26 protein-coding genes are annotated in these 22,845 nt (G+C 70.8%); 11 read left to right on the forward strand and 15 right to left on the reverse strand.

Going from position 1 to position 22,845, the window contains the following annotated elements:
- The first annotated feature begins 111 nt into the window (after positions 1 to 111).
- Both AB0J93_RS19740 and AB0J93_RS19745 read left to right on the forward strand, forming a co-directional pair.
- Positions 112 to 1,656 (forward strand): DEAD/DEAH box helicase, encoded by a 1,545-nt coding sequence (locus tag AB0J93_RS19740; protein WP_363923739.1) that lies wholly within the window; start codon positions 112 to 114, stop codon positions 1,654 to 1,656.
- A gap of 77 nt (positions 1,657 to 1,733) precedes the next feature.
- Entirely contained in the window at positions 1,734 to 2,363 is a 630-nt protein-coding gene (locus tag AB0J93_RS19745) for a putative glycolipid-binding domain-containing protein (protein ID WP_363923740.1), read from the forward strand.
- Positions 2,364 to 2,435: 72 nt separating this feature from the next.
- Here AB0J93_RS19745 and AB0J93_RS19750 read toward each other — a convergent pair whose 3' ends face one another.
- Positions 2,436 to 3,323: a GNAT family N-acetyltransferase gene (locus AB0J93_RS19750; protein ID WP_363923741.1), complete on the reverse strand. Its 888-nt coding sequence runs from the start codon at positions 3,321 to 3,323 to the stop codon at positions 2,436 to 2,438.
- Between the two features lie 862 nt (positions 3,324 to 4,185).
- On the opposite strand from AB0J93_RS19750, the gene AB0J93_RS19755 reads away from it, so the two are divergent.
- Together AB0J93_RS19755 and AB0J93_RS19760 are read left to right on the forward strand one after the other, a co-directional pair.
- A complete protein-coding gene (locus tag AB0J93_RS19755; protein ID WP_363923742.1) occupies positions 4,186 to 4,713 on the forward strand; it encodes a DUF6232 family protein in 528 nt (175 codons plus the stop codon).
- Positions 4,706 to 5,002 carry a hypothetical protein gene (locus AB0J93_RS19760; RefSeq protein WP_363923743.1) on the forward strand — a complete coding sequence of 99 codons (297 nt, stop codon included), beginning with the start codon at positions 4,706 to 4,708 and terminating at the stop codon, positions 5,000 to 5,002. The genes AB0J93_RS19755 and AB0J93_RS19760 overlap by 8 nt, the downstream gene beginning before the upstream one ends.
- A 44-nt stretch (positions 5,003 to 5,046) precedes the next feature.
- Here the strand turns inward: AB0J93_RS19760 and AB0J93_RS19765 are convergent, their stop codons facing one another.
- Both AB0J93_RS19765 and AB0J93_RS19770 read right to left on the reverse strand, forming a co-directional pair.
- Positions 5,047 to 6,138, reverse strand: a complete 1,092-nt coding sequence (locus tag AB0J93_RS19765) for a PLP-dependent cysteine synthase family protein (RefSeq protein ID WP_363923744.1) — start codon at positions 6,136 to 6,138, stop codon at positions 5,047 to 5,049.
- Between the two features lie 38 nt (positions 6,139 to 6,176).
- Entirely contained in the window at positions 6,177 to 6,635 is a 459-nt protein-coding gene (locus tag AB0J93_RS19770) for an Lrp/AsnC family transcriptional regulator (RefSeq protein ID WP_093403973.1), read from the reverse strand.
- Between the two features lie 268 nt (positions 6,636 to 6,903).
- Between AB0J93_RS19770 and AB0J93_RS19775 the strand changes: the two genes are divergently transcribed.
- Positions 6,904 to 7,173 (forward strand): BldC family transcriptional regulator, encoded by a 270-nt coding sequence (locus AB0J93_RS19775; RefSeq protein ID WP_281565634.1) that lies wholly within the window; start codon positions 6,904 to 6,906, stop codon positions 7,171 to 7,173.
- Between the two features lie 27 nt (positions 7,174 to 7,200).
- On the opposite strand, the gene AB0J93_RS19780 is transcribed toward AB0J93_RS19775, so the two are convergent.
- On the reverse strand, positions 7,201 to 7,830 hold the full coding sequence (locus AB0J93_RS19780) for a UbiX family flavin prenyltransferase (protein ID WP_363923745.1): 630 nt from the start codon (positions 7,828 to 7,830) through the stop codon (positions 7,201 to 7,203).
- Positions 7,831 to 7,989: 159 nt separating this feature from the next.
- Between AB0J93_RS19780 and AB0J93_RS19785 the strand changes: the two genes are divergently transcribed.
- Entirely contained in the window at positions 7,990 to 8,985 is a 996-nt protein-coding gene (locus AB0J93_RS19785; RefSeq protein WP_363923746.1) for a terpene synthase, read from the forward strand.
- 76 nt (positions 8,986 to 9,061) lie between these two features.
- On the opposite strand, the gene mqnP is transcribed toward AB0J93_RS19785, so the two are convergent.
- Both mqnP and AB0J93_RS19795 read right to left on the reverse strand, forming a co-directional pair.
- Positions 9,062 to 10,057: a menaquinone biosynthesis prenyltransferase MqnP gene (gene mqnP, locus AB0J93_RS19790; protein ID WP_363923747.1), complete on the reverse strand. Its 996-nt coding sequence runs from the start codon at positions 10,055 to 10,057 to the stop codon at positions 9,062 to 9,064.
- Complete coding sequence (locus AB0J93_RS19795) at positions 10,057 to 11,517, reverse strand: menaquinone biosynthesis decarboxylase (protein WP_363923748.1); 1,461 nt, start codon at positions 11,515 to 11,517, stop codon at positions 10,057 to 10,059. The genes mqnP and AB0J93_RS19795 overlap by 1 nt, the downstream gene beginning before the upstream one ends.
- 311 nt (positions 11,518 to 11,828) lie before the next feature.
- Between AB0J93_RS19795 and AB0J93_RS19800 the strand changes: the two genes are divergently transcribed.
- Complete coding sequence (locus tag AB0J93_RS19800) at positions 11,829 to 12,716, forward strand: transglutaminase-like domain-containing protein (RefSeq protein WP_363923749.1); 888 nt, start codon at positions 11,829 to 11,831, stop codon at positions 12,714 to 12,716.
- Positions 12,717 to 12,734: 18 nt separating this feature from the next.
- On the opposite strand, the gene AB0J93_RS19805 is transcribed toward AB0J93_RS19800, so the two are convergent.
- Positions 12,735 to 13,295, reverse strand: a complete 561-nt coding sequence (locus AB0J93_RS19805; protein ID WP_363923750.1) for a carboxymuconolactone decarboxylase family protein — start codon at positions 13,293 to 13,295, stop codon at positions 12,735 to 12,737.
- Between the two features lie 64 nt (positions 13,296 to 13,359).
- Between AB0J93_RS19805 and AB0J93_RS19810 the strand changes: the two genes are divergently transcribed.
- Positions 13,360 to 13,836: a MarR family winged helix-turn-helix transcriptional regulator gene (locus AB0J93_RS19810; RefSeq protein ID WP_363923751.1), complete on the forward strand. Its 477-nt coding sequence runs from the start codon at positions 13,360 to 13,362 to the stop codon at positions 13,834 to 13,836.
- On the opposite strand, the gene AB0J93_RS19815 is transcribed toward AB0J93_RS19810, so the two are convergent.
- Together AB0J93_RS19815 and AB0J93_RS19820 are read right to left on the reverse strand one after the other, a co-directional pair.
- Positions 13,826 to 14,020: a DUF397 domain-containing protein gene (locus AB0J93_RS19815; protein WP_363923752.1), complete on the reverse strand. Its 195-nt coding sequence runs from the start codon at positions 14,018 to 14,020 to the stop codon at positions 13,826 to 13,828. The genes AB0J93_RS19810 and AB0J93_RS19815 overlap by 11 nt on opposite strands.
- Positions 14,008 to 14,799 carry a helix-turn-helix transcriptional regulator gene (locus AB0J93_RS19820; protein ID WP_363923753.1) on the reverse strand — a complete coding sequence of 264 codons (792 nt, stop codon included), beginning with the start codon at positions 14,797 to 14,799 and terminating at the stop codon, positions 14,008 to 14,010. Before AB0J93_RS19820 ends, AB0J93_RS19815 begins: the two co-directional genes overlap by 13 nt.
- A 344-nt stretch (positions 14,800 to 15,143) precedes the next feature.
- Here AB0J93_RS19820 and AB0J93_RS19825 point away from each other — a divergent pair, with 344 nt between their 5' ends.
- The 3 genes from AB0J93_RS19825 (at position 15,144) to AB0J93_RS19835 (ending at position 16,542) form a co-directional block, all read left to right on the forward strand.
- A complete protein-coding gene (locus AB0J93_RS19825) occupies positions 15,144 to 15,416 on the forward strand; it encodes a hypothetical protein (protein ID WP_363923754.1) in 273 nt (90 codons plus the stop codon).
- A 155-nt stretch (positions 15,417 to 15,571) separates the two neighbouring features.
- Complete coding sequence (locus tag AB0J93_RS19830; protein ID WP_363923784.1) at positions 15,572 to 16,207, forward strand: endonuclease V; 636 nt, start codon at positions 15,572 to 15,574, stop codon at positions 16,205 to 16,207.
- A gap of 137 nt (positions 16,208 to 16,344) precedes the next feature.
- Positions 16,345 to 16,542, forward strand: a complete 198-nt coding sequence (locus AB0J93_RS19835; RefSeq protein WP_363923755.1) for a hypothetical protein — start codon at positions 16,345 to 16,347, stop codon at positions 16,540 to 16,542.
- Positions 16,543 to 16,564: 22 nt separating this feature from the next.
- Here the strand turns inward: AB0J93_RS19835 and ccsB are convergent, their stop codons facing one another.
- The 6 genes from ccsB to hemL are packed head-to-tail and all read right to left on the reverse strand — an operon-like array spanning position 16,565 to position 22,732.
- Entirely contained in the window at positions 16,565 to 17,668 is a 1,104-nt protein-coding gene (gene ccsB / locus AB0J93_RS19840; protein WP_363923756.1) for a c-type cytochrome biogenesis protein CcsB, read from the reverse strand.
- Positions 17,668 to 19,332, reverse strand: a complete 1,665-nt coding sequence (locus tag AB0J93_RS19845; RefSeq protein ID WP_363923757.1) for a cytochrome c biogenesis protein ResB — start codon at positions 19,330 to 19,332, stop codon at positions 17,668 to 17,670. The genes ccsB and AB0J93_RS19845 overlap by 1 nt, the downstream gene beginning before the upstream one ends.
- The gene (locus tag AB0J93_RS19850; RefSeq protein WP_363923759.1) at positions 19,332 to 20,168 is read right to left on the reverse strand and encodes a cytochrome c biogenesis protein CcdA; all 837 of its coding nucleotides are present in this window, start codon (positions 20,166 to 20,168) and stop codon (positions 19,332 to 19,334) included. The genes AB0J93_RS19845 and AB0J93_RS19850 overlap by 1 nt, the downstream gene beginning before the upstream one ends.
- Positions 20,168 to 20,743, reverse strand: coding sequence for a TlpA disulfide reductase family protein (locus AB0J93_RS19855; RefSeq protein ID WP_363923760.1), 576 nt, complete (start codon positions 20,741 to 20,743; stop codon positions 20,168 to 20,170). Before AB0J93_RS19855 ends, AB0J93_RS19850 begins: the two co-directional genes overlap by 1 nt.
- A 1-nt stretch (position 20,744) precedes the next feature.
- Complete coding sequence (locus AB0J93_RS19860) at positions 20,745 to 21,392, reverse strand: histidine phosphatase family protein (RefSeq protein ID WP_363923761.1); 648 nt, start codon at positions 21,390 to 21,392, stop codon at positions 20,745 to 20,747.
- Between the two features lie 2 nt (positions 21,393 to 21,394).
- Positions 21,395 to 22,732, reverse strand: a complete 1,338-nt coding sequence (gene hemL, locus AB0J93_RS19865; RefSeq protein WP_363923762.1) for a glutamate-1-semialdehyde 2,1-aminomutase — start codon at positions 22,730 to 22,732, stop codon at positions 21,395 to 21,397.
- Positions 22,733 to 22,845 lie beyond the last annotated feature (113 nt).

The following is a 22,845-nucleotide window of genomic DNA, read 5'->3' on the forward strand; positions in this document are numbered from 1 at the left end:
GATCACTGACCTGGCGCGTGACCACGCGCCCATGGGCGTTCTTGCGGAAGATCCGGCGGCCACGGCCGCAGCGGGACATCGCGAAGATGCGCCCCGCTTGAAAGGCATTACTTGACCACCTCCGCTGACCTCGGCATGCCCCCGTTCTCCCCCGACATTTCCGCCGCGCCGCAGCCGGCCGGCACGACCAACCCCGACACTCCGGTGACCTTCGACTCGCTCGGGCTTCCCCGGCAGCTGGTTCGGACCCTGGACCGACAGGGGATCACCACTCCGTTCGAGATCCAACAGGCCACCGTGCCGGATGCACTCGCCGGGCGCGACGTGCTGGGCCGTGGGCAGACCGGCTCCGGCAAGACCCTCGCGTTCGGGCTGCCGCTGCTGGCCCGGATCGCCGCCGGTGAGCGAGCCCGGCCCCGGCGTCCACGGGCTCTCGTCCTGGTGCCCACCCGGGAACTGGCCATGCAGGTCAACGATGCGCTGCTGCCGCTCGGCAAGGCCGTCGGCGTCTTCCTCAAGACCGCCGTCGGCGGGGTGCCGTACGACCGCCAGATCGATGCCCTGCGGCGCGGCGTCGAGGTGGTGGTGGCCACCCCGGGTCGGCTCGCCGACCTGATCGACCGGGGTGTGTGCCAGCTCGACGACGTCGAGATCACCGTGCTCGACGAGGCCGACCAGATGGCCGACATGGGTTTCCTGCCCGAGGTCACCGAGCTGCTGGCGAAGACGCCTGCCGACGCGCAGCGCCTGCTCTTCTCGGCCACTCTGGACGGTGACGTCGACACGCTTGTGCGGCGCTTCATGACCGACCCGGTCACCCACTCGACCGCACCGCCGACCGCAGCCGTGTCCACCATGGATCACCACCTGCTGTTGATTCCGCCGCAGGAGAAGTTCCCGGTTACCGCGTCGATCGCCGCGCGGGCGGGCCGGACCATCGTGTTCGCCCGTACCCAGTTGGGAGTGGACCGGCTGGTCACCCAGCTTGCCGCCGTCGGCGTTCGGGCCGGAGGGCTGCACGGAGGCAAGACGCAGCGGATGCGTACCCGCACGCTGGCGGAGTTCCGCGAGGGACGGACCAGCGTGCTGGTCGCCACCGACGTCGCGGCGCGGGGCATCCACGTCGACGGGGTCTCCCTCGTGCTGCACGTCGACCCGCCGAAGGACCCGAAGGACTACCTGCACCGCGCGGGGCGTACCGCCCGGGCCGGTGAGGCCGGCGCGGTGGCCACCCTGGTGCTGCCGAAGCAGCGCCGCACCACCCTGGCGATGCTGGAGAAGGCCGGCGTGGAGCCGGCCCAGTCCCGGGTACGCGTCGGTGACCCCGTGCTGGCTGAGCTGACCGGCGCGCGGGAGCCGAGCGGGGTACCGGTGCGTGAGGAGCCGGAACAGCCCCGTCGCAGCAGCCGGCCGGGCGGCCCCCGCCGCTTCAGCGACCGGCCCACGAGCGAGCGCCGCTACGCCGACCACGGCCACCGGGGCGAACGCCGCTTCTCGGAGCAGGCACCGGGCGACCGCCGTTACCACGAGCACCCGCACGGCGAGCGCCGCTTCGGCAGCGATCGGGGCGGTCGGTCGGAGGGTTGGGGCACGAACGACCGGCCGCGCGACGATCGGCGTGGGACGGGTGGCCGGTCCCGGGCCCGCAGTTACTGATCAACACGCGCCGCTCGCGGTGCTGGTCTTCGGCGCATACGCTGCCCGGCTCAGCCGGGTGGCGTAACGTCCGGCTCATGCCGACCACGCCGAAGTCGCTGCTATGGACCCGCACGGACACCGCCGGTGCCGAGCACGCCGTGGTCGACGACGGCCACGGCCTGACCGCACAGGGCACACAGTTGGCCGTCGACCCGGTTCCCTACACGTGTCGCTACCAGGTGACCACCGACACCGACTGGTCGAGTGTCCGCCTGGAGGTGGAGGTCGAGGGAGCCGGGTGGCGGCGCAGCGTACGGCTCGAACGGGCGACGCAGCGGTGGCGGGTGACCGCCGCCGAGCAGGGTGACCTCGACGCGGTCCTGACCGCCGCGGGGCACGCCCCGGCCGGGCTGCCCGGCGTGGAGGACCCGGACCGGTTGGCCGACGCCCTCGACGTGGATCTCGGTGGCTCACCGCTGTTCAACACGCTGCCGCTGCGTCGGCTCGGCCTGAACACCGCACCCCCGGACACCAGGCACTCGATAAGCGTGGCCTGGGTGCTGCTGCCCAGCCTCACCGTGCTCCCCGCCGAGCAGGTCTACACCGGGCTGGGCCCGAACCGGTTCCGGTACGCGAGCGGCGGCTTCAGCGCCGAGGTCGAGATGGACGCCGACGGCTACGTGCAGCGTTACCCAGGGCTGGCCGAGCGCGCCACGACACGCTGAGAGCGGACCTCGTTGACCGTAAGCTTGATCAGTCCGGTGTCGGCCGGGTCCTGGTCGGCGGCGTCGCGGTGATCATCGAGGACCGCGGCGCAGATCGGCCACCTCGTCTGACGGCGTGAAGCCGGCCGAGGCGTAGGTAGCTACGGCGCCGACGTTGGAACTCTGCACGCACACACTCGCGCTGGACGCACCCATGTCGCGAAGTGCCGCAGCGGCGGCAAGCGTGATCGCCGTGCCGTAACCGTGGCCTCGGTGACTGCGGTGGACGCCCATCGGTTCCAGAAGTCCTGGCCGCCCCGGGCCGGCTGACCACACTGCCGCGACTGCCACGGCGTCGTCGTTCTGATCGAATGCGGCGAGGCAACGTGCGTCAGCGTAGAACGGCCCACCGGCCATGGCGAGCCAACGCCCGACCGTGCGGCGTCGGTCGGCATCGCTGAAGGGTGAGCCGCGGAACGCGGACCAGTGGACGCCGACCCACACCTCGGCGCGATCGGGTTCGATCGTCTCGATGCGCAGACCGCAGTCCTTGACCGGGTCCGAGAGACCGCGGTGGAACGTTGTCCACGGCTCATCCCGCTCCCAACCCCGCTCCAGCAGCAACTGGGTGAGACGTTCCGCACCTCGGGCTTCGACTGTCGCACCGTCGGGATCCAGGACACGCCCTGGGGCGTCCAGATCAGCGGCGAGTTGGCGGGCCAGTGCCTCGTCATCACGCCAGTCGGGAGCGACGGCCATGCGCACCAGGTCGGGGCCGTCCAGCAGCCCGAGCGCGAGAACCTCCCCGTCGCGCAACCACATCCGGATGGCGGCCGCCGTAACCTCGGCACCACGTGACGAGTGCCAGCCGAGATCGCCAGAATGCAGATGCAGCGGTCCCTCGTCGTACTGCCACCGCTTGAGCGCGTCCACCGCTGGTGACAGCTCATCAACGCTCGGGGCGCTCAAGATGATGCTCATGGTGCACCCAAACCCAAAGAGCGGCCTGGCACCATCGATTTTCGAAGCAGCCGGTGCTCGTCACGGTCGCGGAATGTCTGTATCCAGGTCGTCACCAGGCAGTCGGAAGCCGATCCGGAACGACGAAGAACAACCACCGGTGACGAGGTTGAGGCGGCGTGTGTAATGGGATCGTCGGGCTTGGGCCAGTGGTGGTGTTCTTTCTGATCAAGAGGCTGTGTCGGCCGTCGTCGGGGTCGGCGTCGGTGCAGACGCCGTCGAGCCAGGCCCAGTGGTCGAAGCGCGGTCCCTTGGATCCGACGCCGGCCGATCGGCGTTGCCATGCCGTGGCGGGTGGGTCAGCGGCCACCTGGTCGGCGCGGACGCGGGTCTTGCCGCCGTCGAGCGGGACCAGGTGGCTGCGGGACACCGCCAAGACGTAGCCGATCTCGTGGTCGCGCAGGCCAGCGCGGAAGACACTGCTGTTGCCGTAAGCCTCGTCCGCGGCGGGCCAGCTGCGTGCCGCATGCCGGTCCGTTCGGCCGCGCGCCGTCGACCGTTAGCCCACACCCACCCGCAGCCGGGATGACTTCGCCTCGCCTTGTGGGGCCCACCTGCCGGCACGTCCGATGACCGCCCGACCACGGTCGGGGAAACGCTCTCTACCATTCGCTGATTGACAGCATCCATTTCTTCCGCCGAACAGGCGACAATTACCGGCTTGTCACCTTCCCGACAGTCCCGTCCATGGGACCGGATCGATCGCCGGAGTATGGTTCGCGTAATCAATTCGGAACCGGCTTTGTCACTCCGCGCCTCACACGCAATTAATCGACCGACTCGGGCGGCCGACGCCCAAGCGACCGCAAGGAGAGGAGCAAACGTGACGGAGCATTCCGGCGTCACACAGATAAGGGTCAACCGGGCCACTTTGTGGATCGGCGGCGACGTTTATCAGCTCAGCAGCATCGCCCGCGTCCGGTCGCTGATGTCCGAACCGGACCGCCGGGGTATCGGGCGCGCGATCGCCCGAGCCGGTGGCTGGTTCGCCGGCGGAGTGCTGCTGCTCTGCTGCGTCGGGCAGATGGAACTTCCGGGCTACGCGCTCGTCCTCGTCGCCGCCGTCGTGCTCGGCGTGGTCGCGTATCACGTATGGCGGGCGGTCCGGCTCGCCCTTCAGGCGACCCAGTACGCGCTGGTGGTCGAGACGAACGGGGCGACCAGCGCGGCGCTCGTGAGCACCGACCGCGCCATGGTGGAGGGTTTGGTCAACCTGATCGCGAACGCTCTGGAGAACCCGCCAGCCCGGGAAATCGTCCAGAACATCGACAACCGGAAACTGGTATTCGGAGACGAAATCAACATGATGGGCGGCGGCGTCCAGATCGGGAAGGTGGCACGCGGTGACTGAGCATGTCCACGGCGACCAGATAAACATGCGCGACGGCCAGGTGCAGATCGGCAAAATCGTCGGACCGGCATTGTCCGAGCTGATGCAGCTGATCGCCGTACTTCAGGAGAAAGGACACGTCGACAACCACGGCAACGTCGTCGACCAGGCAGCCGCCGCCGCTCACGTCGACGCGGAGAAGGGCCGCTTCGGCAACCTCGGCCGGGCAGTCGGCAGCGGATTGGGGCCGGTGTTGCAGAACACGATCGCCGGCACCGCGGCCCAGTTCATCGTGCGGTTGTTCCAGTGAGCGCCCCTGGCCGGCGGCTCAGGTCGGGCGCTCAGGTCGGGCGGTCAGCTCGGCCAGGAGCCGTCGGTCAGGAAGCGGTCGACGGTGGTCAGGTGCGGTGCCAGATCGAGGCACTGCCCGGCCACCCACTCGTCGGCGTAGTAGGAGTCGGCGTACCGGTCACCCGCATCGCAGATCAGGGTGACCACCGAGCCCGTCCGGCCGGCGGCCAGCAGTTCGGCGATCAGGCCGAAGGCACCCCACAGGTTGGTGCCGGTCGAGCCGCCCACCCGCCGGCCAAGCACCGCCGAGGCGGCCCGCATGGCCGCCAGGGAAGCCGCGTCGGGCACCTGCACCATCCGGTCCACCACCGAGGGCAGGAAGGACGCCTCGACGGTCGGGCGGCCGATGCCCTCGATCCGGGAACCCCGGCCGGTGCGTACCGACCAGTCGGCCGCCTGCCAGGCGGGGTAGAACGCGGAGTTCTCCGGATCGACCACGCAGAGCTTGGTGGGTAGCCGCCGGTAGCGGGCGTACCGTCCGATGGTGGCGCTGGTGCCGCCGGTTCCCGCGCCGACCACGATCCAGGCCGGTATCGGATGCCGTTCCAGGGCGAGCTGCGCGTAGATCGACTCGGCGATGTTGTTGTTGCCCCGCCAGTCGGTGGCCCGCTCCGCGTAGGTGAACTGGTCCATGTAGTGCCCACCGGAGTCCTCGGCGAGCCAGCGTGCCTCGATGACCACCTTCGCCGGGTCCTGGACCAGATGGCACCGACCGCCCTGGAACTCGATCTGGGCGATCTTCTCGGGCGAGGTGGAGGCGGGCATCACCGCGACGAAGGGCAACCCGAGCATCCGGGCGAAGTACGCCTCGGAGACCGCCGTGGAGCCGGACGACGCCTCGATGATCGTGGTGTCCGGCCCGATCCAGCCGTTGCAGAGCCCGTACAGGAACAGGGAACGAGCCAGCCGGTGCTTCAGCGACCCGGTCGGGTGGACCGACTCGTCCTTCAGGTAGAGGTCGATCCCCCAGTGCCGGGGCAGCGGGAAGGGCAGCAGGTGGGTGTCGGCGGACCGGTTCGCGTCCGCCTCCACGGCCGCGATCGCCTCGGTCACCCACCGCCGGCTGGCCTCGTCGCACCGGTCGAGATGAGTCACGCCGGGAAACCTAGCAAGCCGACAGGCGGTGCCGGGGCTCAGGCCGTCGGCGGAGCGACCGACTGCGGGCGGTTCTCCCACTTGGTCGACAGTGCGATGCCGGTACGGGTGGAGGCGACCCCGGGTGTCCGGTTCAGCCGTACGATCAACTGCTCCAACTCGGCGATGGTGCCCACCCGGGCCTTGAGCAGGAAGGACTCGACGCCGGCCATGAAGTAGCAGGATTCGATCTCGGGCATGACCCGGAACGCCTCCAACACGTCGTCGGTGTCCGCCCCGGAGTCCTCCACGATGCCGATCAGGGCGGTCACACCCAACCCGATGGTCTCCGGCTCGACCTCCGCGCGGTACGCCCGGATGACGCCCCCGGACTCCAGCTTTCCGACCCTTTCGTGCACTGCCGGAGCGGAAAGGCCGACCTGGCGGGCCAGTTCGGCGTACGACAGGCGGGCATTTCCGCGGAGCAGGTCCACGAGGTTGAGATCGATGGCGTCCACGGACTGTGACCCTAGTCGGCGCGGCGTGACACCCGGACTCCGGTATCCGTTCGGCCTGGCAGCGGGTGACAGTTCGCATACCCGGGGTTCGGAGGGCGCGACGCCGGTACCATTTACTAACTTCCCACTCAGTGCGTTTTTCGCGTTTGGCGGACACGCCAGGTCGCTGGTGCTGTAATTGCCATACGTCCCTCATGACGGCTCTGGGCTCGCACCGGCCGGGGGCAGTGTGTTCAGCCGGGGGCTTCGTCGACGCGAGGAGGGGGCTGTGGACACTGGAGATCGCCTGCTGACACCGGGTGAAGTCGCCGCACTGTTTCGGGTGGACCCGAAAACCGTGACGCGATGGGCGGCGGCGGGCCGGATCGGGAGCATCCGGACTCCAGGAGGGCATCGCCGGTTTCGGGAATCCGAGGTGCGAGCCCTGCTTGAAGGGGAGGGCATGCTGGACGAGGCGGACGAGATGGGTAGACCGCGTAACGCGGGCCCGGCCGCTTCGACCGGCCCTGCGGGACCGGCAAATGCCGGCATGTACTGAAGTGCGGGTCGGGACGCGGACCGGCCATCAGGTCCGGTCCGCGTTCAACTTTCCGGCCCACCGCTTGAACAGGGTGTGCGGCACATCGAGGGCGTCGAGCACCTTGCCCGCCACGAAGTCCACCAGCTGGGCTCCGGAGGCGGCGGCGCCCGCACCGTAGAAGCCGGGGCTGGCCGGCAGCACCACCGCGCCGGCATCATGCAGCGCGATCAGGTGTTCCAGGTGGCTTCGGGTCACCGGCGTCTCCCGGGGCACCACGACCACCCGCCGACGTTCCTTCAGGTTCACCTCGGCGGCCCGCTGCAACAGGTCCTTGGACAGGCCGATGGCGATGCCGGCGCAGGCCGCCGTGCTGGCCGGCACCACCACCATCCCGCGTACCGGATAGGAGCCGCTGCTCGGTCCGGCGGCGAGGTCGCCGGCGGGCCAGTGGCGCAGGTCCGCCGCGGCGATGTCCCGCCCGAGCCAGGCGGCCAGGTCGTCGGCCCAGTGAGCGTCGCGGAACGGCCGTCCGGTCTCGTCGAGGACGGTCAGCCGGGCCGCCCGGGAGACGATCAGGTCCACCGGCTCCCCAGCGTCGAGCAGACCGCGTACGACAGCGGCCGCGTACGGCGTGCCGGATGCCCCGGACACCCCGACCACCCATGGTTCGCGCATGCCCTCAGCCTGCCTGGTCACCGCCGGCGCCAGTCGGGCACCCCAGAAAGCGTGTCCGAGGTGCCCATGATCGCCGCAGGCTGAGCGGTTACGCCACCGATGCCCGGCGGGTCTGCGGGGGCCACCGGGAGCTGGCATGCTGCCCGGGACGGAAGCACCGTGGGGGCCGACCGGAAGGATGTGAAGATCATCTCGTCGTCGGCCGGCTTCGCCCACCACGTCCTGCCTTCGTTGCGTGCTGCCTGCCCCATCGCGCCGCAAATCTCCCCGTACGCCGACGAGGTGCAGGCTTGGCTGGACTCCGAGCTGCCGTTGGACGCGCCGACGCGGGAACGGCTGGGGCGGGCCGGTTTCGCCCGCTACGCCGGGCGGCTCTACCCCGATGCCACCGAATCCGACCTGCGCACCCTGACCGCGCTGTTTACCTGGTTCTTTCTGGTCGACGACGTCTGCGACGGGCCCGAGCGGACCGGCCTGCACGAGATCCGTGCCCTGCGGGACGGCACGGTCGCGCTGCTGCGCGGCGGTTTCCGGCTGCGGCACCCGGGTCTGGCCGGTCCGTTACGCCGGCTGCTGGTCAGCGCCTGGCGGGAGCCGCACCGCCGGATGCCGGCCCGCTGGCGGCTGCGCTTCGCCGACGCGGTCGCCCATCACCTCGACGGCACCTGGCGGGAAGCGGTCAACAAGGCGACCGGGTACGCGCCGGGCGTCGAGGAGTACGTCGAACTGCGCCGGGCGACCTCTGCGGCGTACGTGTCGTATCCGCTTGTGGAGTTCGTCACCGGCCGGCCGCTGCCCGACCCGGTCTACCACCACCCACGGCTGGGCCAGCTCCGCGACCTCGGCAACGATCTGCTCGCCTGGTACAACGACATCGCCTCGCTGGACCGGGACGTGGCCATCTCCGGCGGACACAACCTGGTGCTGGCGTTGGCCGCCGCGCACCGCGTGCCGGTGCCCGCCGCCGTCGAGCTGGCGGCCCAGCGTTGGCACGAGTCGATGCGCCGGTTCGTCGCCCTGCGCGCCACGATGCCCTCGTTCGGTCCGGCGCTGGACCCTGCCGTCACCGCCCACCTCGACGGGGTGGCCCGAGCCGTTCGCGGCACCATCGACTGGACCATGGAGAGTGCCCGCTACGCCGTGCCGGGCAGGTGACCGGGCAAGCAGCCCGAGCCGGCGGGCCGGTCAGGCCCGCAGGTCGAGCCGGCGGGCCGGCGGGCCGGCGGGCTGGTCAGGCCCGCAGGCCGAGCCGGACGACCAGGTCAAGCAGGGCGAAGGCGAACAGCGCGATGCCGACGAAGCCGTTGGCGGTGAAGAACGCCCGGTTGACCCGGCTCAGGTCGGTCGGCGTGACCACCAGGTGCTGGTAGCCGAAGGCGACCGCGGTGAGGGCCAGCCCGATCCACCAGAGCCAGCCGAAGCCGATAAGCACGCCGAACCAGCCGAACAGCGCGAAGGTGACCACGTGCGCGACCGTGGAGGCGTGCAGGGCGAAGCGCAGTCCGTAGCGGGCCGGCACGCTGTGCACGCCGATCTCCCGGTCGACGTCGGCGTCCTGGCAGGCGTAGATCAGATCGAACCCACCGATCCACAGGCCGACGGCGGCACCGAGCAGCCAGGCCGGCCCGGAGCCGGCGAACGTACCGGTCACCGCGAGCCACGCGCCGACCGGGCCGACCATCTGGGCGGCGGCCAGGATGGCGTGCGGCCAGTTGGTGAACCGTTTGCCGTACGGGTAGACCACCAGCGGGACCACGGCCAGCGGTGCGAGCGCCAGGCAGAGCGGGTTGAGCAGGGCGGCGGCGGCGAGGAAGACCACCAGGGCGACGCCCGCGCCGGTCCAGGCCGTGCGCAGGCTCACCGCTCCGGTCACCAGTTCCCGGTTGGCGGTACGGGGGTTCCGCGCGTCGATCCGGCGGTCCAGGATCCGGTTCGCGGCCATTGCGAACGTCCGTGCCCCCACCATCGCCACGGTGATCAACAGCAGATCCACCCACCGGACCCGCCCCCCGTCCACCCACATCGCCGCCAGCGCCGACAGGTACGCGAACGGCAGCGCGAACACCGAGTGCTCGATCGCCACGAGCCGCAGAAACGCCCCCACCCGCCCCCGCGATCTTGCACCTTCCGTCGGGACAGATCCGGGTGAAGCAGACGAATCGGCGACCGAAAGTGCAAGATCGCGAGGGTCGGTGGGGTGGGTGGGGTCGGTTGGGTGGGTGGGCATTAGATGCCGTATTCCTTCCAGCGCTTGTCGACGAGGGATACGACCTCGGGGGCCATGGTCATCTCCTCGGGCCAGCCCCGGTGGTAGCCCTCCTCGGGGAGCTTGCGGGTGGCGTCGATGCCGGCCTTGCCGCCCCAGAACTGCTGGTAGGACGAATGATCCAGGTGGTCCACCGGGCCCTCGGTGAGCAGCAGGTCCCGGGCGTAGTCGACGTTGCCGAAAGCGCGGAAGGCGACCTCTCGGTAGTCGTGCACGTCGCAGTCCTCGTCCACGATCACGATCAGCTTGGTAAGCGACATCATGTGCGCGCCCCAGATCGCGTTCATCACCTTCTGGGCGTGCTTCGGGTAGCGCTTGCGGATCGACACGATCGCGCAGTTGTGGAAGACGCCCGCGGCCGGCAGGTCGTAGTCGACGATGTCCGGGATCAGGAACCGCAGCAGCGGCGCGAAGATCCGCTCGGTGGCCTTGCCGAGCCCGTGGTCCTCCTGCGGCGGCTTCGAGGTGACGATCGAGTGGTAGACCGGGTCGCGCTGCATGGTCATCGCCTCGACGTGCAGCACCGGGAACGGCTCGACCGGCGTGTAGAAGCCGGTGTGGTCACCGAACGGGCCCTCCGGCAGCCGCTCACCCGGCTCCAGGTAGCCCTCCAGCACGATCTGCGCGTGCGCCGGCACCTGCAACGGCACGGTGAGGCAGTCGACCATCTCCACCCGTTCGCCGCGCAGGAAGCCAGCGAACAGGTACTCGTCGATGTCGGCGGGCAGCGGTGCGCTCGACGCGTAGCTGACCACCGGGTCGCAACCGATGGCGATGGCGACCGGGAGCCGCTGGCCGAGCCGCTCGGCGACGGCGTGGTGCGCGGTGGAGTTCTTGTGGATCTGCCAGTGCATCCCGAGGGTGTTGTGGCTGTGCTGCTGGAGCCGGTAGAGGCCCAGGTTCCGCTTGCCGGTCTCCGGGTGCTTGGTGTGGGTCAGCCCGAAGTTGTGGAAGATCCCGCCGTCACCCGGCCAGACCTGGAGCCCGGGCAGCCGGTTGAGGTCGACATCGTCACCCCGGTAGACCACCTGCTGGCAGGGGGCGGTCTTGACCTTCTTCGGCGGCATCGACTTGAGCTGCATGACCTTGCCGAGGCCACCCATCATGCCGGAGAAGCCCACCGGCAGTTCCGGCTTGAGCATCTCGCCGATCCGGTTGCCGATCTCGTCCAGCGACTCGACGCCGAGCGCCATCGCGGTGCGCTTCTCGGTGCCGAAGAGGTTGATCGCCAGCGGCATCTCACCCCGCGTGGGCTGATCGAACAGCAGCGCCGGCCCGTCGGCCCGCACCGTCCGGGTGACGATCTCGCTGATCTCCAGCGTCGGGTCGACCGGGACGCTGACGCGCCGCAGTTCGCCCTCGCGCTCCAGCGCCGCGAGAAAATCCTTCAGATCGGTGTACGGGAAGCCACGAGCCGCCATGCCCGCAAGTCTGTCCTACGTCCGCTGGTCCTGCCCACGCCGGGTGGCCGTACGCCCTGTGGCGCGCCCCACCCACGCCGCCGTCCGACGGCGGCGGCCTGCCGTCGTGCTCCGGCAGTGGCACGGCATCGCACGATGCGGTTCGTGGCTGGGCCGGGGTATGCGGGTTGGCCCTGTCGAGCTGAGAGCGCGTACGGATCGTCACGGGACGTCGCGATCGGGCGAATCCTGCGAGACTTGCGCCTGCGCGACCGCGCCCAGCTCGGCGACGCTCGCGGCCCGTCAGTCGCCGACCTCCGGAGGAGTGACAGATGGACCAGGATCGGACGAGACTGTCCCGCTACGCGCGGCCGGGACGGCTGACCTCTGCGGGGCCGTTTGCCTCGCTCCTCGACGCGGTGCCGTCGGAGCCGGCCGGGATTGCCCGGACGATCCAGGGGTTGCTGATCCACGAGCACATCGCTGGCGCCTACGGAGTCACGTTGACCGACGGCGACCGGCAGACCGTGCACCTACGGCCGGCCGACGAGATCCTCGCCCGCATCGCGGGAGGGCCGGACGACCAGCCGCTGACCGTTGCGCGTACTCCCGAGCAGCGGGTGGCCGGGAACTGCCGGCACTACTCGCTACTGCTGGTCACGGCGCTGCGGGCCCGGGGCGTACCGGCCCGCGCCCGCTGTGGATTCGGCGACTATTTCGTCGACGGCAGGTACGAGGACCACTGGGTTGCGGAGTACTGGCATGCCGAGCAACTGCGCTGGGTCATGGTCGACGCCCAGCTTGACGCGCGCCAGCGTGAGCTGTTCGGCATCGACTTCGACACCACGGACGTGCCACCGGGCCGGTTCCTGGTCGCCGGAGAGGCATGGGCCCGCTGCCGGGCTGGTGAGGCCGACCCGGACACCTTCGGGCTGAGCGTGGTCAACGAGGGTGGCTGGTGGTGGATCGCCGGCAACCTGATGCGCGACGCCGCCGCGCTGCACGGGGTGGAGCTGCTGCCGTGGGACGCCTGGGGCGCGATGCCCGCCCCCTTCGAGAAGATCGACGACGAGCGGGCGGCGCTCTTCGACGAGCTGGCCCGGCTCACCCGCGAGCCCGACGAGCACGCGGACGAGCTGCGCCTGCTGTACGCGGACGAGCGGCTGAACGTCCCCGCCACCGTCCGCAACGAAGTGCGCGACCGCGACGAACCGGTGTGACGACCGGTCCCGCCCCGGTCAGGCGGCCGGCTGCCACGCGTACGCGGCCAGGGGCGGGTCGATCGGCGCCCGGGTGAGCCGGTTGGCGAAGGTGGAGATGGTGTACGTGCCGACGCCGAGCACCACGTCCAGGGCGTGCCGGGGCTGGTAGCCGGCGGCCAGGAAGGCGGACAGCTCCTCGTCGGGCACCGCGCCCCGGTTGTCGAGCACGGCCAGGGTGAAGCGTCGCAGCGCCTCCAGCCGCTCGTCGGGCAGCGTCGCGCCCACGCGCAGCGCGTCGATCAGCTCGGCGGCGGCGCCGTGCCGGACGAGGGTGGCGGTGTGCATGGCGACGCAGAGGTGGCATTCGTTCCGGCCGGCGACCGTGAGCACCACGACCTCCCGCTGTATCGGGTCCAGCCCGCAGCTCTCGAAGCTGGCGTTTGCGGTCAGGAAACCCTTGAGCAGTTCGGGGGACTCGGCCATCAGGCCGACCGCCCCGGGCAGGTGGCCGAGCTTGCGGCGTACGCCGGTCATGGTGGCCCGGGCGGCCTCCGGCGCGGTGTCGATGGTGTGGGTGGTGAAGACGTGCGTGGACATGGCGACACCCCTTGCCGTAGGTTAGTCAACGTGGTTGACCAAACCGTAAACCAGGTTGTCGAAATTGCCAACACCTGAACCGCAGCGTCCCGGCTTCGTGCTGCCGCTGCTCCTGCTTGCCGGCTTCCGGGCGCTCATCGACGACCTGCACGCCGAGCTGGCCCGGCAGGGTCACCCGGAGCTGCGTCCGCTGCACGGCTTCGTGCTCCAGGCCGTCGGCGCCGACGGCACCACCGCCTCCGAGCTGGGCCACCGGCTGGGCGTCTCCAAGCAGGCCGCCGGCAAGACCGTCGACCGACTGGTCACCCTCGGCTACCTGGAACGCGCCGACGACAGCCGCGACGCCCGCCGCAAGCTGGTCCGGCTGACCCCGCACGGGCTCGACGGGCTGCGCCGGTCGGCTGTCATCTTCGACGACCTGCGGCAGCGCTGGACGGAAACGCTCGGCGCGGACCGGGTGGCGGCCATCGAGGACGACCTGCGGGCCGTCGCCCCCGCCAACTGGTTCCGGCTCGACGTACCCGGATGGTTCACCGGCTGACCGGGAGCACCTCCAGGAACGCCCGCCAGGCCGCCGGGCCGAAGGTCAGCACCGCGCCGTCGCGGTCCTTGCTGTCCCGGACCGCGACCAGGCCGGGCAGGTTGTCGGCCACCTCGACGCAGTTGCCGCCGTTGGTGCTGCTCCGGGTGCTTGTGCGCCACCGGGCGTCGGTCAGCTCCGCCATGACTCCGCCACCTCCGTCAACAACTCGATCGACTGCCGGGGCGGCAACGCCTCGCCCTGGATCGCCTCCCAGGACGCCCGGATCGCCAGCACGTCCTCGGTGTGGTCGATCACCTGGCCCTTGAGCTGATCGTCCAGATAGGCCACATCCTCCCCACCGGGAAGGGTAGCCAGCACGAAGGCCCCGGCGACACCCGGATACGCGCCGACCGAGGCGGGCACCACGTGCAGCCGTACCCGGGCATGCTCGGTGGCCAGCTTGACCAGCCGCCACAGTTGCTCGCGCATCACCACCGGCCCACCGACCGGCCGGCGCAGCACGTGCTCGTCCAGCACCGTGACCAGCTGCGGCTGTCGCTCGCCGGTGAGCACCGCCTGCCGGGCCAGTCGCGCCTCCACCCGCCGCTCCACCTCCGCGTCGTCGTAGAGGCCGACGCTGCGGAACAGCGCGCGGGCGTACGCCGAGGTTTGCAGCAGCCCCGGCACCACCGTGTGCTCGAACGACCGCAGCACGGTGGCCTGCCGCTCGTTGGCCTCCCACTCCCGCATCCACTGCGGCGAACCGAACCGGGCCAGCATCCGGACGAACGCGCCACCGGTGTCCAGCGCGCCGTCCACCAGCTCCCAGAAGTTGGGCGGCGGCTTGCGCGCCTCGGTCTCCACCATGGCCACAGTGGACGGCGAGTAGTTGATCGCCCGAGCCAGGTCCTCCTGGGTCACCCTGCGCGCCGCCCGCATGTGCCGCAGCTCCTCGATCAGCACCCGCGACCGCTCATCCACCCGCACCACTCCTCACCGGCGTGTCCCGCGTCCTCACCGCCCTCACCAGCTACCGCGCCAGCCACACAGGGCGATCAATCGCCTTCCGAGAGTAGTCGCCGTTTGGCCAGACTGTCCCCCTCGGAACCGCCCGGATCCGACCGAAAAGGACGGGTGGAACCGACGCGGGGCCGTCCGGCACGTCGGCGACGGACGGCCCCGCCTCCAGCCCACCGTTACAGCGGCCGTCCGACATACCACGCCGGGCCATAGCCATCGGCCGCGCTCGGCGCTCGGCGGCACATCGTGAGGGCGGATCTACCGCGCCGGCCCGAGAGCCAGGCCAGACAGGAAGGAGTACCCAGATGACGCCGCAGCTTCATGCACCGCTTCGGCCGCTCTGGCTGTGTCGGGCCTGCGCCGCACCGTGGCCCTGCGCCACCGCCCGGCTCGCCCTCCTCGCCGAGTACCGGGACAGCCACGTGGCCCTGTCGATCTACCTGGCCGGGATGCTGTACGACGCCGTCGAGGACCTGTACCGCCTCAACCCGCAGGACGCACCGAAGCCCGCTGCGCTGCACGACCGCTTCCTCGGCTGGGCGGCCCCACGCGCCCCTCGCCCACAACCCACCGACTGACCGCCGCCGCTGTCCCGCGATTGGTCGTACGCTCGCACCTCATGACGATCGTCCCTGCCGACCGGTCCCACCCCGACGAGCCGGCGGTGGTCGATGAACTGGGCTCGGCGGCCACTTCCGAGGAACTGGGCGCGGCGGCCAGTTGGCCGGGATCCGTGGCGGAGGCGGAGCGGATCCAGCAGGAGTTGCGGCACCGCCTCGACCTGGATGACTGTCTCAACGTCGCGCCGAGGCTGGTCGCCGGCGTGGACGTGTCGTACCACAAGGATTCGCCGCGAATCGTCGCCGCCGCCGTGGTCATGGAGCTGATCACGGGTGCCGAGGTGGAGTCGGCCGTGGTGCCCGGCGAGGTGAGCTTCCCGTACGTGCCGGGGCTGCTGGCCTTCCGGGAGGTGCCGATCCTAATGGCGGCCCTCGGCCGGCTCGGCCATCGTCCCGAGGTGGTGGTCTGCGACGGGTACGGCATCGCCCATCCCCGGCGGTTCGGGCTCGCCTGCCACCTGGGCGTGCTGACCGGGTTGCCCACCTTCGGGGTGGCGAAGACGCCCTTCGTCGGTGCGTACGACGAGCCGGGCATGCATCGGGGCGACTGGTCGGCGCTGCGCGAAGGCGACGAGGTGCTGGGTCGGGTGCTGCGTACCCAGACCGACGTCAAGCCGGTGTTCGTTTCGGTCGGCCACCGCACCAGCCTCGACCTGGCGACCACGATCACGCTCGACCTGAGCCGCCGCTACCGCCTGCCGGAAGTGATCCGCCGCGCCGATTTCCTCTCCCGCGAAGCCCTCCGCTGACCGTCGGCACTCATGATGTCGAGTAATTCTTGGACAGTTCCCGTTAGCGAACAACGGAAAATGTCCAAGATTTCGACGCCGTTGGGAAATCTCACCAGCGGTGGACCGGGACGCCGGGCGACGGACAGCATTGCGGCATGTCGGATGCGTACGTTGTCGGCGAGCCGGACGGGCTGTCGCCGCTACAGGTCGAGCTGCGCGACGCCATCGCCCGTGAGTTGCACGCACAGCTCGCGCTGCGGTCCGAGCGCATCGAGCTGGCCGATCTGCCGGAGGTCGCCTACCAGGTCACCCTGCGAGTGAGCGAAACGCTCACGACCACCATCCCGCAATAAGTGGAGTTATACATCTTGCGGGTCAGAGGCCGCCGTAGGAGTGCAGGCCCTCGAAGAAGATGTTCACGCCGAAGAGGTTCATCAGCACGGTCAGGAAGCCGAGGATGGCCAGCCAGGTCGCCACGTTCCGCCGCACGCTCGGCGTGGCGCGGGCGTGCAGGTAGCCGGCGTACACCACCCAGGAGATGAAGGCCCAGGTCTCCTTCGGGTCCCAACCCCACGGGCGGCCCCAGGCCGCCTCGGCCCAGATCGCCCCGGCGATCACCGCGAAGGTGAAGATCGGGAACGAGAAGGCGTGCAGCACGAAGGTGAGCCGCTCCAGCCCGGCCGCCGCCGGCAGCCGCTTCGCCAGGGTGTACGGGAAGCTGCGCTTGCCGTTCTCGTATCCGGCCCGCATCAGGTACGCCGCCGCCGGCACCACGCCCAGCAGAAACAGACCCGAGGCGAAGACGATCGTCGACACGTGCACGATGAACCAGTACGAGTTGAGCGCTGGCACCAGCGGCACGATCGGGGTGTAGAGCACCAGCTCGGCGGTGGCCACCAGCAGCACCATCACCAGCGTCAGGAACAGCCCGAGGCGGCGCAGGAACGGCCACTTCACCAGCACGGTCAGCCAGGCGGCGACCCCGATGAACGAGACCGTGAGCACGAACTCGTACATGTTGCCCCACGGCATCCGGTCGGCGGCCAGGCCCCGGGTGACAAGTGCCGCCAGGTGCAGCGCGGCGGCCACGGCGGTCAGCCCGACGGCGACCCGGCCGCCCAACTCCGCGCGGCGCGCGGTGCGCTCGGCCCGACTCGGCGCCGCCGTGCTCCCGACCCCGGCAGCGCTCGTGCGACCAGCCGCAGAGGTGTCACCGGCCGCCACCGAGCCGGTCGCCGCCGAGCCGGTCGCCGCCGAGCCGGCGGAACCGCGACCAGCCGCAGCGCCACCGTCCACCGCAGGGCCGTCCACCGCGCCGGTCGAGACCGCGCCCACCGCCGCGCCGACCAGCTCGCGGGCCGGTGCCACGACGGCCCTGGCGCGCGAGTTGCCGAGGGCGTACTCGACGGCGTGACTGATCATCGCCAGCAGGTACACCAGCGTGGCGATCGACACCAGCTGATCGGAGAGTGCGGACATCACTCGACTCCTTCCCGCGCCCGGGCCGGCGCGTCCGGGTCGGTGCCGGCGTCACCGGATCGTCCACCGATCGCGGCGACCAGTTGGGCGAACTCGGCGGCGAACCCGGGATGCTCGGTACGCGGCAGACCAGCTACCTCGACCAAACTACTACCGTCCGTCGGAGATCCACCGTCGGGGTCGTCCGGACCGGCCGGCAGACCTGGACCCGCCGGCAGCAGCCGCACGAACACCCGGCGACGCCTGACGAAGAGCGAACCCATCAGCCCCAGCACCAGCCCGATCGAGCTGACCAGCAGCAGCATCGTGCCCGGGTCGTGACGCACCGACAGCACGATGTACCGCTCCGTGCCCACGAACTCGACTGTGGTGCCGTCGTCAAGCGTCCAGCTCTCCCCGATCCGCAGCTGCTTCGCACCGATCTCGGTGAGCCGGCCGTTGCGTAGCTGACGCTGATCGAGCTGGTAGACCGAGCCGGGGATACCGGCGTCGAGCCCCAGGTTGCCCCGGTACGCGACCAGGTCGAGCAGCGGATTCTGCTCGGTCGGATGCTCCGAGCGGACGAACGGCGGCTGCTGCGGTGCGGTCGGCAAGTAGAGCCCGGAGAAGGCCACCTGGAGATCCGGGTTCCGCTCGCCGGTCTCCGGGTCGACGTTGGCGTCCGGGAAGGCGGCCAGCCCTTCACCGGTCAGCCCGATGTCGCCCGTGGTGAGGAACGGCACGGTGCTGGTCTGGGTGCCGCCGAACCGGTCGGTGTACCGGATCACCGGGGCGTAGCCGTGCCCGAGCAGGTAGACGTTCGCACCGTCGAGGCGCAACGGTGCGTTTACCGAGAACTCGGCCGGACGCGGAGCGCCGCCGTCCTCGTCGACGGTCACCTTCGCGTTGAAGGAGGACGCCTGGCCGTTCGGCAGGAACTGCGCGTCGAACTCGTCCAGCTGCATGCAGAACCGGGGCAGGTCGTCACCGACGCGCGGGCCGAGCCGCGCCTCGGCGTACTGCTGGCGGGTGTTGCAGAAGACCTGGTCCGCCCCGGCGACGAGCAGCCGGTTGCCGTGCCAGCCGTACCACGAGCCGAGCGCGACACCGACCAGCACCAGCACCATCGAGCTGTGGAAGATCAGGTTGCCGGTCTCCTTGAGGTAGCCCTTCTCGGCGGAGACCTCGTCGCCGCGCACCGCCACCCGCCACCGCCGTCGCCGCAGCGTCTCGGCGACCGCCGCCGCACCGCCCTCGGGCGCGGGCACCACCGCGTGCTGCGGCAGCCGCTCCAAGCGTTTCGGTACGGCCGGCGGGCGGGCCCGTAGCGCCCGGACGTGGTCACGCAGCCGGGGCGTGATGCACCCGATCAACGAGGTGAACAGCAGCAGGTAGATCGCGGAGAACCAGACCGAGCTGAACGCCTCGAACGCGCCCACCCGGTCCAGCAGCGGGGCCAGGTCCGGATTGGCGGTGTAGAAGTCGCGTACGTCCTCCGGGTTGACCCCGCGCTGCGGCAGCACCGACCCGGGGATCGCGGCGATGGCGAGCAGGAAAAGCAGCACCAGCGCGGTACGCATGCTGGTCAGCTGCCGCCACGAGTTGCGCAGCAGGGCGAGCAGTGGGTTGCCGCGACGCCGGGGCGCCTCGGCCGGAGTGGCGGGCCGGTCGTCGACGGCGGTCATCAGATGCCCACCTCGAAGTTGCCCACCCCGACGGTGGTCTGCAACCAGATCACGACGTTGGTCCAGCCGCCGGTGACCAGCGCCAGCCCGATCAGGATCAGCAACGCCCCGCCGATCCGGGTGACCCAACGGCTGTGCCGACGCACCGTGCGGAACACCCCGAGCAGCCGGTTGAAGCCCAGCCCGAAGACGACGAACGGCAGGCCCAGCCCGAGGCAGTACGCCACGGCCAGCACCACCGCCCGGTCGGTCTGCCCGCTGGTGGTGGCCATGCCGAGCACCGCGGCCAGCGTGGGCCCGGTGCAGGGAACCCAGCTCAGCGCGAACACGGCACCGAGCACGGGCGCGCCGAGCAGGCCGGCGGCGGGCAACCGGTTGATCCGGAACTCCCGCTGGAACCCGGGCAGCGCACCGAGGTAGCCCAGACCGAGCACGACGATGAGCCCACCGACGATGATCTCCAGGGTCCGTTCGTGGTCGAAGAAGACCCGGCCGACCCCGCTGAACAGGACCGCGGTGGCAGTGAACACGACGGTGAATCCGGCGATGAACAGCAGCGTCCCGGCCAGCACCCGGCCCTTCACCGCCGGGGCGACCCGGGTGTCCGGCCGCACGGCCGTACCGACGCCACCACCGCCCGGCGACTCGGCCGCTGCGGGCGATTCACGCCGGCCTTCGAGGTCCGTGCCCGCCAGCCCGGTGACGTACGAGAGATAGCCGGGCATCAGCGGCAGCACGCACGGGGACAGGAAACTGACCAGACCGGCCAGCGCCGCCGCGCCCAACGCCAGCAGCAACGGGCCGGACTCGGCGAGCTGACCGAATGTCCCGCCCATCAGCGCTGGCCGGCCGGCGCGGGTGCCTCGGCTGCGATCCGCTCGACGATGGGTTGCAGCCCCTCCTGCCGGACCGCCGCCCGGATCACCGTGGCGATGCGGCCCTCCCGGTCCAGCACGACGGTGGCCGGGATGGTGTTCGGCGGGATGTCCATGTCGAGGGCGAGCCGGCTGCCCGGGTCGAAGATGCTCGGGTAGCTGACCCGACCCTCCTCGAAGGCGATGGCCTTGTCCCGGCTGTCCTGCACGTTGATGCCGAGGAAGGTCACCCCGGCGTCCTTCGTCGCCTGGTAGGTGTTTTCCAGGTCGTCAGCCTCGGCCCGGCACGGCGCGCACCAGGAGCCCCAGAAGTTGACCACCACGACGTTGCCCCGCTGGTCGGTCACGTCGTAGGACCCGCCGGCAAGCAGCTCACCGGCGATCGTCGGGGCGGCGGAACGCTGCTCCGGGGCGCACTCGACGATGCCGCCGGCGCTGTCGCAGTCGGACTCCCGCCCGTCGCCGGTACAGCCGCTCAGGAGCATGGCGGTGGTCGCGGCGGCGAGCAGGCCGGCAGCCAACCTCCGGACGCCCATCTCAGGCCCCCTTGGCCGTCCGCGCGGTCGGCGACATCGCCACCAGGTGTGCGGCCGGTTCGGAGTAGCCGATGCCGACGATCTTGGCACCGTCGAAGTGGAAGGTGGTGAGCGAAGCCAGCGCGCACTGCCGGCGACGCGGGTCGTGCCACAGCCGCTTGCGCTCCACGTACCGGCGCAGCGTCCAGATCGGCAGCTGGTGCGAGACCAGGACGGCCTCCCGACCCTCGGCGGCGATCCGGGCGGCGTGCAGGGCGGCGAACATCCGCTCGGCGATGGCCCGGTACGCCTCGCCCCAGGACGGAGTGACCGGATCACGCAGCACCCACCAGTTACGCGGGTCGCGGAACGAGCCGTCGCCCGGCGAGACCTTCTTGCCCTCGAACCAGTTGGCGCTCTCGATCAGCCGCTCGTCCACCCCGACGGGCAGCCGGAACTGGGCGGCGATCGGCTCGGCGGTCTGCTGGGCGCGTTCCAGCGGGCTGGCCACCACGTGCACGACCTCACGTTCGGCGAGCCCCTGCGCGGCGGCCTTGGCCATCTGGACGCCCAGCTCGCTGAGGCGGAAACCGGGCAACCGGCCATACAGGATGCCGTCCGGGTTGTACACCTCGCCGTGCCGGAGCACATGGACCACCGTCTTGCTCACCGCTACCCCCGTGACCCTGCCGCTGCCGCCGCGTTGGCCGCCGACGGCAGCGCGGCGGCGATCTGTTCCAGGGCGGCATCGTCGATCGCCGCCGAGACGAACCAGGACTCGAACGCGCTCGGCGGCAGGTAGACCCCGGCAGCGAGCATCGCGTGGAAGAACGCCTTGAACGCTGGCACCTGCTGGGTGCGGGCGCTGTCGTAGTCGACCACGTCGGCGTCGGTGAAGAAGATCGAGAACATGTTGCCGGCGTACGACAGCCGGTGCGGGACCCCGGCGGCGGCCAGCGCGTCGGCGGCCAGCTTGCCCACGACGGCGGCGGTGTCGTCCAGCCTGCGGTAGAGCGCGTCGTCGGCGAGCCGCAGCGTGGTCAGCCCGGCCGCGCAGGCCAGCGGATTCCCGGAGAGGGTGCCGGCCTGGTAGACGGGGCCGGCGGGAGCCAGTCGCGACATGATCTCCGCGCGCCCGCCGAACGCCGCGGCGGGCAGGCCACCACCCATGACCTTGCCGTACGTCCACAGGTCCGCCTCGACCGGGTCGAGCCCGTGCCAGCCGGCGCGGGAGACCCGGAACCCGGTCATCACCTCGTCGACGATCAGCAGTGCGCCATGCGCGTGCGCGATCCGCGCCAGCTGTGCGTTGAACCCGTCGCGGGGGGCGACCACGCCCATGTTGCCCGGTGCGGCCTCGGTGATCACCGCGGCGATGTGCTGGCCCTCGGCGGCGAAGGCGGCCTCGACGGCGGTCACGTCGTTGTAGGGCAGCACGATGGTCTCGCTGGCCGCCGCGCCGGTGACTCCCGGCGAGTCGGGCAGGCCGAGGGTGGCCACGCCGGAGCCGGCGGCGGCCAGCAGCGCGTCGACGTGCCCGTGGTAGCAGCCGGCGAACTTGATGATCTTCGAGCGGCCGGTGTGCCCACGGGCCAGGCGGATCGCCGACATGGTCGCCTCGGTGCCCGAATTGACCAGTCGGACCTGCTCGACCGGGGTGCGTGCGACGATCTCGGCGGCCAGGTCGACCTCGCCAGGGGTGGGCGTACCAAAACTGGTGCCGTGCGCCGCAGCGGCCTGCACGGCCGCGACCACCTCGGGGTGGGCGTGGCCCAGGATCAGCGGCCCCCAGGAGCAGACCAGGTCCACGTAGCGACGACCGTCCGCGTCATGGAGCCAAGGCCCCTCACCCCGGATCATGAAGCGTGGTGTGCCGCCGACCGCCCGGAAGGCGCGCACAGGGGAGTTCACCCCGCCCGGCACGATGGCGCAGGCGCGGTCGAACAGGGCCGCTGAGGCCGGCGCGTCGACCGGGTAGCGGTCGGATCCGGCGGTAAACACCTCGGTCACGATGCCGCCATTGTGTCAGCGCCCGGCGGCGGATCGGCAGCCACCCCGGCCCGGGGTTACCGGGCTCACCCCCGGCACGCTGCGCGGGGACGGTATGCCTCGACAGGCCGGGC

The organism is Micromonospora sp. NPDC049374 (assembly GCF_040677165.1).
Lineage (GTDB): Bacteria > Actinomycetota > Actinomycetes > Mycobacteriales > Micromonosporaceae > Micromonospora.